The organism is Streptomyces sp. NPDC057697 (genome assembly GCF_042799335.1).
In the GTDB taxonomy this organism is placed as follows: Bacteria; Actinomycetota; Actinomycetes; order Streptomycetales; family Streptomycetaceae; genus Streptomyces.
Window position 1 is genome coordinate 170,804 of the sequence record NZ_JBHVJA010000014.1, and the last position, 12,353, is coordinate 183,156.

Sequence of the window (12,353 nt, forward strand, 5' to 3'; positions counted from 1 at the left end):
CTTGACCTCGTGGGGTGGCGAGAGTGATTGCAAATGATCGACTGATCGGAAGCATGTATACATGGCTGCGTACAGAGCATTCTTCGGACATGTAGGTGAGTTTCTTCCGGGCTCCCACTTTGATTCCCGGCAGGCCGTCAAGGATGCCAAGCTTCACAAGGAGCGCGAGGCGGGTATCTCGTGGGGACTTGATGCGGACGAAGAAAGGGCGGCCGACGCGATCGTACTTAACCAGGGCTATGAAGACGATCTCGATAACTGGGACGAGGTTGTCTACACGGGCGCTGGTGGTCGGGATCGAAATACTGGGCGGCAGATCGAAGATCAGACCTGGGAAAATCGTGGGAACGCAGGTCTTCGGCGAAGTCGAATATCGGCAAACCCTATACGGGTCATTCGAGGTAGTGAAGGGGAGAAGGATTATTCTCCGGTAAGTGGGTACCGGTATGACGGTCTCTATGAGATTGTCGAAGAATGGACCGAAGTAGGCAAGGCTGGATTTCGCATCTGTCGATTTAGACTGCGTCGTATGCCGGCTGTAGCGCAGGAACTTACATCCGTTGAGCAGCAGGTCCGTAACATTCTCGATCAGCAAGATCAAAATGAAGCTGGCGGGAATAGTGCTGATGTGCCTGCGCAGCGCCGAACGACCACGGTTGAGCGCATCATTCGAGACACGGCTGTTGTTCGCCGGGTCAAGCGGTGGCATGCGCACACATGCCAGATCTGTGGCCTAGCGCTCACTGTTGGAGCTGATGGCAAGGGCTATGCGGAGGGGGCGCACATCCAAGCGCTTGGCGGTTCAGCGGGTGGACCTGACGTCGAAGGAAATGTGCTGTGCCTCTGCCCTAACTGCCATGTGAGACTCGACCGGGGTGCCCTCTACGTGACCGATAAGTTCCACGTGGTGGACCGTTACGCAGAGGGTCTGGCCGCGCAATCAGTTCCACTGAGGATGGTGGAGCAACATCGCATTGGGAAGCGATTCCTGCGAGCGCATCGTCGGTTCTGGCGCATAAACGAGCGGCCGTGCTAACTCGCAGCGATCGCTGAGTAGGTCCACACGTCAGCTGGCATCTCGTGGCGAAGGTCCCAGACGATGCCCATGGGTTTGCTGCCCTTGTGCTCGACATACTCGGCGGGGCCAAGGAGCATCCATGGCTGCGGTCCGCCGATATCGGTCTTTTTGTAGCGGCGAACAAAGAGGAGGACGTGGGTGCCCTTCTCCTTATGGTTTTGGTAGCGGATTCCAGTGGGTGACGTCTCTGAGGTCTGGTTCTGGGACTCCCAGTGGAAGAGATGCTCGTTCCGGGCGTAGTCCTTGTATCGAGTTTCCGGAGAGAAGTCCTTCTCGTCCTTTTCTAGGGTAATGAGAAGTGCATCAGTCTGGATTTTCTCGCACCACTTCACGCCCTCGCGGAAGTGCCCAGGCATGAAGCCGCCTACGTAGGAAACTCCGAGGGCAGGAAGGATCTCTTCACGGCTGTACGAGGCGTGGACAGACAACGGCAGGCTTGCATGCTCACCGAGCAGCGGGACAGGTACGTGGTCAGCTTGGTCCAGAACGTGCGCGAGCACCTGGCGGAGCTCGTCGCGCACGGCATGCTGGGGGCGGAGGGTGTCGAAGCCCTCCTGGTAGCTGGTGAACCCGCCGCCTAGTGGCCACAGTGAGAAGAAGAACATGCGGGCATAGGCCTGGTCTTGTTCGTTGAGTTCGCTGTAGGCGGGGGCATCGTCCATGAGTAGCTTGCTGTAAGCGGCTACTCGGAGTGGGTCATCAACATGGAGGAAGGCTGAGATGCGCTTCAGCAGCGCATCTTCGCCCTCCGGTCCGGACTCGGTAAGAAGCTTGGCCCTACGGAGCAGGCCGGTCCAGGAATTTCCGTTGCCCCGGTATAGCTCCTTGAGCTCGCGACGGCTTTCCTGGAGGTAGGGGCCGAGCCGCGGCTCGGCATAGTCAGCGACCTCGCGGGCAAGCTGGGTGACGTTGACGCTGATCTGGCTGCGGATGTTGTCAATGATCAGTTCCTTGGCCTTCGACTCAAGGATGATCTGGCAGCCAGAAGGAAGCTGAGGAAAGTCGTGCTCGATATTGGCGAGGAGACGATTACGGGTGAGATTGGTGAGTGCCCGGAACTGCTCCTCGAATCGGAACTCCTTGCGGTGCTGACCGATGAAGTCCAGGACAGTGAGGACAGCCTTTCCTTCAGTCCGTCGCAGGCCGCGCCCCAGCTGCTGGAGGAACACCGTGGCGCTAGATGTGGGGCGCAGGAGAAGCAGGGTGTCAACATCAGGAATGTCGAGCCCTTCGTTGAACAGGTCGACAGAGAAGATGACGTGAAGCGTCCCGGCCTTAAGCCGGTCCAGGGCGTCTTTGCGCTCATGACGCGGGGACTCGCCGGACAGGGCGACCGCGTTGAGGCCAGCCCGTCGGAAGAAGTCGGCCATGAAGACTGCATGTGCTACTGACACACAGAAGCCCAATGCGCGCATCGATCCCGGGTCGGCAACTTTGTCCTTCACGGCCTGGACGACAAGCCGGGCTCGCGCGTCATTGCCGGTGAAGAGATTGCTGAGGTCCGTGGCGTCGTACGATCCGCGCTTCCATGCGATGGCGCTCATGTCGGTGTTGTCAGTGACGCCGAAGTAGTGGAAGGGACTGAGGAGATCGTTCTCCAGAGCTTCCCAGAGGCGCATCTCTGCGGCGATCCGACCGCCAAAGAATTCATCCTGGATGTTTAGGCCATCCATGCGCTCTGGGGTAGCAGTGAGCCCAAGAAGTTCCTGTGGATTGAAGTGGTCTAGGATCCTGCGGTATGTCGGAGAGGTGCCGTGATGAAACTCGTCGATCACGATGACATCGAAGTGATCTGAGGGAAGGCGCTCCAGCGCACGCGAGTTGAGCGACTGGACGCTGCCGAAGACATGCGTCCAACTCTGTGGGATCTCCCCACCGACCAGGAGCTCGCCAAAGTTCGCATCCACCAATACGTTCTGGTAGACGCGCAGGGACTGTTCCAGGATCTCCTTGCGATGAGCGACGAAGAGGAGCCGCAAATCGCGGCCCAGCGTCTGCCGGAGACGCTTGAAGTCCAGCGCCGCCATCACGGTCTTGCCAGTGCCCGTAGCTGCAACGAGGAGATTGCGGTGCCTGTCGTGAACGATGCGTTCCACGTCGAGGCGTTCCAGCATGTCGCGCTGGTGGGGGTAGGGACGGACTTCGAGTCCAGAGAGTGTGATGGTGGCGCCCCCGTCCCGCCCTGATCCGCCAGCTTGACGGAGCGCGTCGTCAAGTCGTGTCGCGTCGCTGTCGGGGTCGTACGGTTCGAAGGAGCGCTCGCTCCAGTACGCGTCGAATGTTGCCTCGAACTTACGGATGACGGAGGGGGTGGCAACCGACGACAGCCGTACGTTCCATTCGAGCCCATCGAGCAACGCAGCTTTGGACAGGTTTGAACTGCCTACGTAGGCCGTGTCGAACCCACTGCTGCGGCGGAACAGCCACGCCTTGGCGTGCAGACGGGTCGAGCGAAGCTCATAGTTGACCTTCACCTCAGCGCCGAATTCGTGGACCAGACGATCCAACGCGCGGCGCTCGGTTGCTCCGATGTAGGTGGTGGTCAGCACGCGGATGGGCACGCCGCGATCGCGTGCGGAGGCGAGAGACTGCTCAAGGACTCGCAGTCCGTGCCACTTCACAAAAGCGCAGAGGAGGTCGACTCGGTCTGCCGTAGCCAACTCGGCTCGCAGTTCGAATCCAAGGCTCGGGTCCTCCGGCGAGTTGGTGATCAGCGCTGTCTCGGAGAGGGGAGTCGCCGGACGAATGGCATGGACACCCGGAGCTTCCTGCTCTGCAACTGCGAGTAGTTGTCGCGGCCCCTCGATGACAAGATCGATCCACTCGGCCGCGCCTTCGATGGTGCTGAGCGAATTCAGGATGTGGTTCGCGGCGACTACCTGCTCGGCAGGTGAGAGGCCCTGGAGAACTCGTCGTACAACGCTCGCAATATGGCGCGTTAGTACAGCCGGAGAAGATTCAGCGCCGACCACTTCATCGATTGAGCGCCAGCCGGAGGAGTCCAACTGTTTCATGCGATCTTGGAGGCGTTGGGTGATCAGTGTCTCGTACAACCCAGCAACCGGAGCTGAATTTTCTGCCACCTTGTTGGGCATGACGAAATCCCCTTACCTGGCCAGCTACACATGCAGTTGTATCAAAGGAGACGGACACCCCACTGGTCGCCTGCGCCTTTACGCAGGGCTCAGCTACCAGCCGCCTTCCTCAGGCCCTCTCTGCAAGTCCCGTACATAGCCCAAGCCCGGTTTGCCGCTCAGCTGGATCTCTTCTCCCGTGGGGACGAAGCCCGTGCGGGCCAGGACCGTGCGGGAGGCGGTGTTGGTGAGGGCGGCTGCCGCGCGGAGGGTGGTCAGGCCGTACTCCGTGGCTGCCAGGGTGCAGAGGTGGCGGACGGTGGCCGTGGCGAGGCCGCGGTGGGTGGCCTTCTCGGCCATGCGGAATCCCAGGTCGGCCGTGCCGTCCGTGACGTCCACCAGGTTGAAGCGGCCCAGGATCTCGCCGTCGGTGTCGACCAGGACGTGGAAGTGGCAGACCCCGGCGGCCTGTTCCGCGAGCAGGGCGGCGTGGCGGGCGTCGAAGTCGGCGAAGTAGGCGTCGCCACGGTCCGGGACGGACGCGGCGAAGAACGCGCGGTTCTCCTGTTCGAAGGCCAGCAGGGCGGGTGCGTGGTCGGGGCGGAGGCGTTGGAGCTCGGGCATGGCAGAACTCTATGTACGCGGCTTCCGGGGGTGCGGGGATTTTTGTCCGGAGCGCGTACCGCTTCCGTGTCCGTGTCCGTGTTCGTGTCCGTTCGCGCGTTGTGGGCGGTGGGGGGCTGGGGCCGCCCCCCCACCACCGCACCGCCGCACGTTCAGTCCGTTCCGTGGCACTCCCGGTAGGCCCGGTCCGAGCCGCACCAGCAGGCCGCGTTGCGGGCCGGGGGCCAGGGGGTCGCGCGGCCCCGGGCGGCGAGGGTGGTGGCGTACTGGGGGAGGAGGTCCGGGTCGGTCGGGGAGGTGGCCTCCGAGGCCGCGAAGGCCTCGTACGACGGGACCGTGCCGGTCACGATGCCGAGGTTCGGGGTGCCGGCCTGGTGGAGGTCGCGGAGGGCGGCCTCCAGACGGGCCAGGTGCTCGGGGTGGGAGGGGTACTCGTCGCGCAGGTCCGGGTAGGCGGCGAGGAGTTCGGCGAGTTCGGCGGCGGGCCAGTGCAGGACCGCGACCGGGAAGGGCCGGGACAGCGCGGTCCGGTAGGTGCCCAACTCGGCACGGAGGCGGGTGATCTCGGCCTGGAGCTCGCCCGGGTCCGAGGAGCCCAGCGACCACAGGCGCTTCGGGTCGTGGAGCTCGTCCAGCGGGACGGCGGCGGTGTGGAGGGTGTCGGCCAGCTCGTCCCAGGAGTCGTGGCCGACGCCCATCAGCCTGCGCACCCGGTGGCGGCCGAACAGCAGCGACTGGGTGGCGTACGGGACTTCCTCGCCCGGCGCCAGGAGCAGCGTCAGCGCGGTCGAGAAGTAGTCGTGGGCGGCTTCGAGCTCGTCGTGGGCTTCCAAGGTCTCGGCCGCGATCTCCCAGGGGCCGGGGTCGAGCGGGCCCGCGGTGCGGATGCCTTCGATGATCGCGCGGGCCTCCGCCTCGTGACCGTACTCCCACAGGTTGGCCGCGTTCAGGGCCTTGACCAGGTGGGGGTGGTCGAGGTCGGGGACGGCGAGGAGCTCGTCGTACAGGGTGGTGGCGCGGGCGCGGTCGCCGGCGAGTTCCAGATGGGCCGCGGCCTGGAGAAGCAGTGGCTCACGGTCCTCGGGGTACCGCGCCGCGGCGCGTAGCAGGCGCTCGGCTTCGGTGGTGTGGTCGGCAGGCGTGTCGGGGCGCATGGACCACACCGTACTGCTGTACGGCTCCGGGGCGGAGGCTTGTTCCGGGCGCGGAGAGTTACGGGTGCGGAGAGTCACGGGCGCCGGGCGTCGTGGGCCGGCCGTTGTTCCGGGAGGGGCGGGGTGGTTGGGCCCTGGGGTGTTGTGGGCCTGGAGAGTTGCGGGCCGGGGGCCTATCGTGCGGGCCGTGCGGGAGCGGATTCCGGTGGTGGTACAGCGGAGCGCGCGCGGGCGCAGGGTCGCCGCGCGCGGGCTCTGGGTGGGCGCCGAACTGGTGGTGACCCTCGGCGTCGTCCTGTTGTTGCTCGTTGTTCATCAGCTGTGGTGGACCAACCGGCAGGCCCGCGCCGGAGCCGAGCACCAGGTACGGGCCCTTGAGCGGGAGTGGGGGCAGCAGCGGGGGCAGGAGCGTGGGGACGCGGGGGGCGCGGGCTCCGCGGGGAATGCGGGGGACGGTGATTCCGGCGGTGGGGCCGGAGGGAGCGGTGGGGCCGGGGCGAGCGGTGGGGCCGGTGGTCGGCCGGCCGGCGGTGGTGCCGGGGGCTCCGCGCCCCGTTGGGACCAGGCGTACGCCGTCATCCGCATCCCGCGGCTCGGGCTCGTCGCCCCCGTCGCCCAGGGCGTCGGCAAGAGCGGTGTGCTCGACAAGGGGTACGTCGGGCACTACCCGGGCACCGCGCAGCCCGGCCGGGCCGGGAACTTCGCGCTCGCCGGGCACCGCAACACCCACGGCGAGCCGTTCCGGTACATCAACCGGCTGCGGCGCGGGGACCGTATCGGCATCGAGACCCGGGACGCCGTGTACACGTACACCGTCGACCGGACGCTCGCGCGCACGAGCCCGCGCGACGGCGGGGTCATCGCGGCCGTCCCGCGCAGCAACGCGAAGCCGTACACGGGGTACACCGAGGCCGGTTCCTATGTGACCCTCACTACGTGCACGCCCGAATTCACCTCCCGGTACCGGCTTGTCGTATGGGGAAAACTCGTGGATGTCCGGTCGCGGTAGCGGTGTCGCACTAAGGTTCCCTGACGTGCTCAGACGACGTCCGCAGTTGTTGTGGTTGCTGGTCCCCTACGTGTTGTACCTGGGGGTGCTGCCGCTCGTGAACCGGGTCCATCCGGTGGTCCTCGGGCTGCCGTTCCTCTTCGTGTGGCTGCTCGGGGCGACCCTCCTGACGCCCGTCGCCGTATGGCTGACCCGGCGGGGGGACCGCCGGTGAACGCCACGGTCGCGACCTCCGTCTTCGGGGTCTTCATGGCCGCCACCGTCGCCCTCGGGCTGCTCGCGACGCGCGGGCGGCGCAAGGGCCGGGCGAACGGGGAAGGCGGCGGGCTCGCCGAGTGGTCCGTGGGCGGGCGCAGTCTCGGGACGGCGTTCATCTGGGTGCTGATGGCCGGTGAGGGCTACACCAGCTTCAGCTACCTGGGCGCCGCGGGCTGGGGCTACAACTACGGGGCCCCGGTGCTCTACGTGGTGGCGTACATGTCCTGCGGGTACGCCATCGGCTATGTCGTCGGACCGATGCTCTGGGCGTACGCGCGCAAGCACGGACTGGTCGGGATCACCGACATGGTGGCCCACCGTTTCGGGCGGCCCTGGCTCGGTGCCCTCGTCGCCGTCCTCGCCACCGTCTTCCTGCTGCCGTACGTCCAGCTCCAGATCACCGGCATGGGCGTGGTCGTCTCGACCATCTCCTACGGTGCCATCAGCCTGAACCAGGCCTACTTCATCGCCTTCGCCGTCACCACCGGCTTCGTCGTGGTGAGCGGGCTGCGGGGCAGCGCGTGGGTGTCGGTGCTCAAGGACGTGCTGGTGATCGCCACGCTCGGGTTCCTCGCGTTCTACGTGCCGCTGCACTACTTCGACGGGTACGGGCCGTTCCTCGACCGGCTCGTCACCGAGAAGAGCGAGTGGCTGACCTTCCCCGGGCACGGGGACAGCGGGCTCGGGCAGGCCTGGTTCATCACCACCTCGTTCCTCAACTCGCTCACCGTGGTGATCTTCCCGACGACCGTCGCGGGGTACCTCGGCGCGAAGAACGCCGACGTCCTGCGCCGCAACGCGATGCTGCTGCCCGCCTACAACGTGCTGCTCTTCGTGCCGATGCTGCTCGGCATGGCGGCCCTCTTCGTCGTGCCGGGGCTCGTCGGGGCCGAGTCCAACCTGGCGCTCTTCAAGCTCGTCGTGGACTCGCTGCCGGCCTGGGCGGTCGGCGTCATCGGGGTGGCGGCCGCGCTGTCCTCGATCGTGCCGATGGCCGTCTTCATGCTGGTCATCGGCACGATGTGGGGGCGCAGTGTGCTCTCGCTCGTACCGCGCCTGGAGCGGCGGCAGAAGGGCGCCGCGCAGGTGGTCGTGGTGGTCGCGGGGAGCCTCGCGCTGCTGCTCACGTACACCGCGCCGAACACACTGGTGCGGCTCTCCCTCATCTCGTACGAGGCGATGGCGCAGCTGCTCCCCATGGTGCTGCTGGGGCTGATGTGGCGGCGGCTGACGCTGCTCGGGGCGATGAGCGGACTGGTCGTCGGCGTGGCCGTGGTGTGCGGGTTCGTGTTCACGGAGAACGATCCGGTGTGGGGGGTGAACGCGGGCATCGTGGCGCTCGGCGCCAACCTCGTCGTCGCGCTCGCCGTGACGTACGCGGGCCCGCGCGACCGCGACGACCGGCCGGACGAGGAGGTGCTCGCGCGGGACGAGATCGGGGCCCCGGAACGGGAGGCGGAGCCGGACGGCGCTCCTGCGGGAACGGGCCGCTGACCCCGCCGGGCCGGACGGTCCGCCCCGACCATCGTGTATAACGGCTGGAGAGCATCGGGCGCGCGCGTGTGCGAACGACAGCGCGACACACGGGCCGCGAAACCGGCCGACCGGCCGTGAAGGGGAAGAGGGGAGGGGCCGATGAGCGGTGACACCAGCCGTCTGCGTGGTGGCCTCGCCCGGCTGCTCCGCCCCGCCGGGCTGCTGCTCTTCCTCGTCACCGAGGTCCTCCTTGCCGAGGGCGGCAGCCTCTCCGCCGCCGTCGCGCTCGCCGCGACCGCCGCCGCCGGTTCCGCGCTCGCCGTCGCCTCGCTCATCAGTGCCCGCTGTGCCGCCCCGGTGCCCCGCACCCGGGTCCGCACCGCCATCCGCGACCGGGAGAAACGCACCGCGTTCCTCCCGCAGCGGGATCCGGACGCCAAGGGGCGCAGGCGCCCCCGAGCCCCCGGCCGTGCCCTTCCGACGGCCGCGTAGGGGCTCCCAGCAACAGCAGCCACTTCTCCCGTAGGTGCGCCATGGGCGTCCCGCGCGGTCCGTCATGCCGAGTCCGTACTTCCTCCCGGCACGACGAGACCCTCGGAGGGCTCATCCATGTCCGTCTTCATGTCCGCATTCGCCGGTCTGGTCGGCGCGCTGGCCGACGCGCTGCACCCGCTCTTCCAGTCCGCTTCCACCGCCGCCGCCATCGTGCTCTTCACCGCACTCGTACGGCTCGCCGTGCACCCCCTCTCGCGGGCCGCGGCGCGCGGGCAGAAGGCCCGCACCAGGCTCCAGCCGCAGATCGCCGAGTTGCGCAAGAAACACGGCAAGAACCCCGAGCGCATGCAGAAGGCGCTGATGGAGCTGCACAAGGAGGAGAAGGTCTCGCCGCTCTCCGGCTGCCTGCCCAGCCTGTTGCAGATGCCCGCCTTCTTCCTGCTCTACCACCTCTTCTCCAGCCAGAAGATCGGCGGCGGCCCCAACGAACTGCTCGGCCACCAGCTCCTCGACGCCCCGCTGGGCGAGCGCTGGCACGACGCACTCGCGCACGGCGGGCTGTTCGGCGCGCAGGGCCTGGTCTACCTCGGGCTGTTCGCGATCGTCGCCGCCGTGGCCACGTTCAACTTCCGGCGTACGAAGCGGCAGATGGCCGCCAACCCCGTCACCCCGACCACCGGCCCCGACGGGCAGCCGGTGCCCGGCATGGGTGCGATGACGAAGCTGATGCCGCTGATGTCCTTCGCCACCCTCTTCACCGTGTCCGTGGTGCCGCTCGCCGCCGCGCTGTACGTCGTCACGAGCACCACCTGGACCGCGATCGAACGGGCCGTCCTCTACCGCGACATGCCCGCCGCCGGGACCGCCGTGGCCCCCGCGGTGTGAGCGGAGCGGCGGGTGCGCCGGTCCAGTGTGTGAACAGGGTCTTGTGGAGTGATCGGATGTCTTGGACGATCGGACAAGCCTGCGATGGCCGCCACCCAATCGACGGGCCCGATCTCGACCAAGGGGAGACAGAGAGTTGAAGCTGCTTCGTGTGGGTACGGCAGGCGCGGAACGACCGGCCCTGCTGGACGGGAACGGAACCCTGCGCGACCTGTCGGGCGTCGTCGCCGACATCGACAGCGCGCTGCTCGCCGACGAGCCGGCGCTCGCCCGGGTGCGGGCCGCCGCGGCCGCGCCCGGCGAGCTGCCCGAGCTCGACGCCGAGGGGCTGAGGGTCGGGCCGCCGCTCGCCCGGATCGGCAAGATCGTGTGCATCGGGCTGAACTACCACGACCACGCCGCCGAGACCGGAGCGGCGATTCCCACCGAGCCGATCCTGTTCTTCAAGGCTCCGGACACCGTCGTCGGGCCCGAAGACACGGTGCTGGTGCCGCGCGGCAGCGTCAAGACCGACTGGGAGGTCGAGCTCGCGGTGGTCATCGGGCGCACCGCGCGCTATCTGGAGTCCGCCGAGGAGGGGCTTGCGCACGTCGCCGGATACGCGACCGCGCACGACGTCTCCGAGCGCGAGTTCCAGATCGAGCGCGGCGGCACCTGGGACAAGGGCAAGAACTGCGAGACGTTCAACCCGCTGGGCCCGTGGCTGGTGACGGCGGACGAGGTCGCCGACCCGCAGGCGCTGTCGCTGAAGCTCTGGGTCAACGGTGAGCTGAAGCAGGACGGCACGACGGCCGATCAGATCTTCCCGGTGGGCGAGGTGGTCCGGTATCTGAGCCACTTCATGACGCTGTACCCGGGCGACGTGATCAACACCGGCACACCGGCCGGGGTCGCCCTGGGGCAGCCCGAGCCCAAGCCGTATCTGCGGGCCGGGGACGTCGTGGAGCTGGAGATCGCCGGGCTGGGCCGTCAGCGGCAGGAGCTCAAGGACGCGTAGCGGGGTGCGTTCGGGGCGCGGGGCGCGGGCCCCGCGCCCGGGGTGCGGACCATACGACGGGAGCTCGCACGCGCCGGTCCCGTACACGTCGGTCCCGTACGCGTCGGTCCCGTACGCGTCGGTCCCGTACACGTCGGTCCCGTACACGTCGGGCTCTCACGAGGAGAGCTCCACGGTGACGCCCTCGCGGGCCGAGCGGCGGGCCGCTTCCAGGACATCCAGGGCCGCCGCGGCCTGAAGGGCGGTCACCGGGTTCTCGCCCTTGCCGCGCAACGCGTCGGCGACCGCCGCGTAGTACGCCGGATAGTCGCCCGGCAGCGTGCGGACCGGGGTGCCGCCGCCGGTCAGCGGGGACTCGCCCGAGCCGATCCGGCCCCACTGTTCCTCGGGTTCCTCGCCCCACGGCCGGTCCGCCGTCGGGCGCTCGCCCGCGCGCAGCGCGGCCTCCTGAGGATCGAGGCCGTACTTCACATAACCGGCCTTCTGGCCCAGCACCCGGAAGCGCGGGCCGAGCTGGGCCGCCGTGGCGCTGACGTACAGATGCGAGCGGACCCCGTTCACATGGGTGATCGCGAGGAACGTGTCGTCGTCGGCGGCGGCGCCGGGGCGGCGTACGTCGGATTCCGCGTACACCCGTGCCGCCGGGCCGAAGAGGGTGAGCGCCTGATCCACGACATGGCTGCCCAGGTCGTACAGCAGCCCGCCGATCTCCTGCGGGTCGCCCGACTCGCGCCAGCCGCCCTTCGGCTGCGGGCGCCACCGCTCGAAACGGGACTCGAAGCGCTGTACGTCGCCCAGCTCGCCGTCCGCGACCAGACGGGCGAGGGTGCGGAAGTCGTTGTCCCAGCGGCGGTTCTGGAAGACCGAGAGCAGGAGCCCGCGCCGCTCGGCCAGGGCCGCGAGCCCGCGCGCCTCGGCCGCCGTACCGGCGATCGGCTTGTCCACGACGACCGGCAGGCCCGCCTCCAGCGCGGCGGTCGCGATCGGGACATGGGTCTTGTTCGGCGAGGCGATCACGATCAGATCGAGGGCGTCCGCACGCTCCCACAGCTCCTGCGGCGACCGGGCGAACCGCACCCCGGGGAACTCGGCGCGCGCCCGTGCCCGCCGCTCCTCGTCCGAGGTGACGACGGTGTCCAGGACGAGACCGTCGGTGGCGGCGATCAGCGGGGCGTGGAAGACGGAGCCCGCCAGGCCGTAGCCGACGAGTCCGACGCGCAGGGGGGTGCCGGACGGTCGGAGCGTCTCGTGAGTCGCGTTGCCAGTCATGTCCGCCACTTAAGCAACGCTGTTGCCATAGTGC

At 67.8% G+C, this 12,353-nt stretch carries 11 protein-coding genes; 7 read left to right on the forward strand and 4 right to left on the reverse strand.

Translation table 11 applies throughout. The features are described from left to right. Nucleotides 1–61 precede the first annotated feature (61 nt). Nucleotides 62–1,036 (forward strand): YDG/SRA domain-containing protein, encoded by a 975-nt coding sequence (locus ACFVFH_RS30090; protein ID WP_383774338.1) that lies wholly within the window; start codon nucleotides 62–64, stop codon nucleotides 1,034–1,036. Here the strand turns inward: ACFVFH_RS30090 and ACFVFH_RS30095 are convergent. The 3 genes from ACFVFH_RS30095 to ACFVFH_RS30105 all read right to left on the reverse strand — a co-directional run bounded on the left by ACFVFH_RS30095 (nucleotide 1,033) and on the right by ACFVFH_RS30105 (nucleotide 5,930). Beyond that, nucleotides 1,033–4,173: a DUF3427 domain-containing protein gene (locus ACFVFH_RS30095; protein ID WP_383774339.1), complete on the reverse strand. Its 3,141-nt coding sequence runs from the start codon at nucleotides 4,171–4,173 to the stop codon at nucleotides 1,033–1,035. The genes ACFVFH_RS30090 and ACFVFH_RS30095 overlap by 4 nt on opposite strands. Nucleotides 4,174–4,266: 93 nt before the next feature. After that, the gene (locus tag ACFVFH_RS30100) at nucleotides 4,267–4,776 is read right to left on the reverse strand and encodes a GNAT family N-acetyltransferase (protein ID WP_383774341.1); all 510 of its coding nucleotides are present in this window, start codon (nucleotides 4,774–4,776) and stop codon (nucleotides 4,267–4,269) included. Nucleotides 4,777–4,928: 152 nt separating this feature from the next. Continuing rightward, nucleotides 4,929–5,930, reverse strand: a complete 1,002-nt coding sequence (locus ACFVFH_RS30105) for an SEC-C metal-binding domain-containing protein (RefSeq protein ID WP_383774343.1) — start codon at nucleotides 5,928–5,930, stop codon at nucleotides 4,929–4,931. Nucleotides 5,931–6,117: 187 nt separating this feature from the next. Between ACFVFH_RS30105 and ACFVFH_RS30110 the strand changes: the two genes are divergently transcribed. The 6 genes from ACFVFH_RS30110 to ACFVFH_RS30135 all read left to right on the forward strand — a co-directional run bounded on the left by ACFVFH_RS30110 (nucleotide 6,118) and on the right by ACFVFH_RS30135 (nucleotide 11,050). Then, the gene (locus ACFVFH_RS30110) at nucleotides 6,118–6,939 is read left to right on the forward strand and encodes a class E sortase (RefSeq protein WP_383774345.1); all 822 of its coding nucleotides are present in this window, start codon (nucleotides 6,118–6,120) and stop codon (nucleotides 6,937–6,939) included. A gap of 55 nt (nucleotides 6,940–6,994) precedes the next feature. Further along, on the forward strand, nucleotides 6,995–7,153 hold the full coding sequence (locus ACFVFH_RS30115) for a DUF3311 domain-containing protein (RefSeq protein WP_093540511.1): 159 nt from the start codon (nucleotides 6,995–6,997) through the stop codon (nucleotides 7,151–7,153). Then, entirely contained in the window at nucleotides 7,150–8,691 is a 1,542-nt protein-coding gene (locus ACFVFH_RS30120) for a sodium:solute symporter (protein ID WP_383774347.1), read from the forward strand. Before ACFVFH_RS30115 ends, ACFVFH_RS30120 begins: the two co-directional genes overlap by 4 nt. 141 nt (nucleotides 8,692–8,832) lie before the next feature. After that, nucleotides 8,833–9,165 (forward strand): DUF6412 domain-containing protein, encoded by a 333-nt coding sequence (locus ACFVFH_RS30125; protein WP_383774349.1) that lies wholly within the window; start codon nucleotides 8,833–8,835, stop codon nucleotides 9,163–9,165. 117 nt (nucleotides 9,166–9,282) lie between these two features. After that, on the forward strand, nucleotides 9,283–10,053 hold the full coding sequence (locus ACFVFH_RS30130) for a YidC/Oxa1 family membrane protein insertase (protein ID WP_383774351.1): 771 nt from the start codon (nucleotides 9,283–9,285) through the stop codon (nucleotides 10,051–10,053). A 136-nt stretch (nucleotides 10,054–10,189) separates the two neighbouring features. Next, a complete protein-coding gene (locus ACFVFH_RS30135) occupies nucleotides 10,190–11,050 on the forward strand; it encodes a fumarylacetoacetate hydrolase family protein (protein ID WP_383774353.1) in 861 nt (286 codons plus the stop codon). A 156-nt stretch (nucleotides 11,051–11,206) separates the two neighbouring features. Here ACFVFH_RS30135 and ACFVFH_RS30140 read toward each other — a convergent pair whose 3' ends face one another. After that, a complete protein-coding gene (locus ACFVFH_RS30140; RefSeq protein WP_383774355.1) occupies nucleotides 11,207–12,319 on the reverse strand; it encodes a Gfo/Idh/MocA family oxidoreductase in 1,113 nt (370 codons plus the stop codon). Nucleotides 12,320–12,353: the final 34 nt, after the last annotated feature.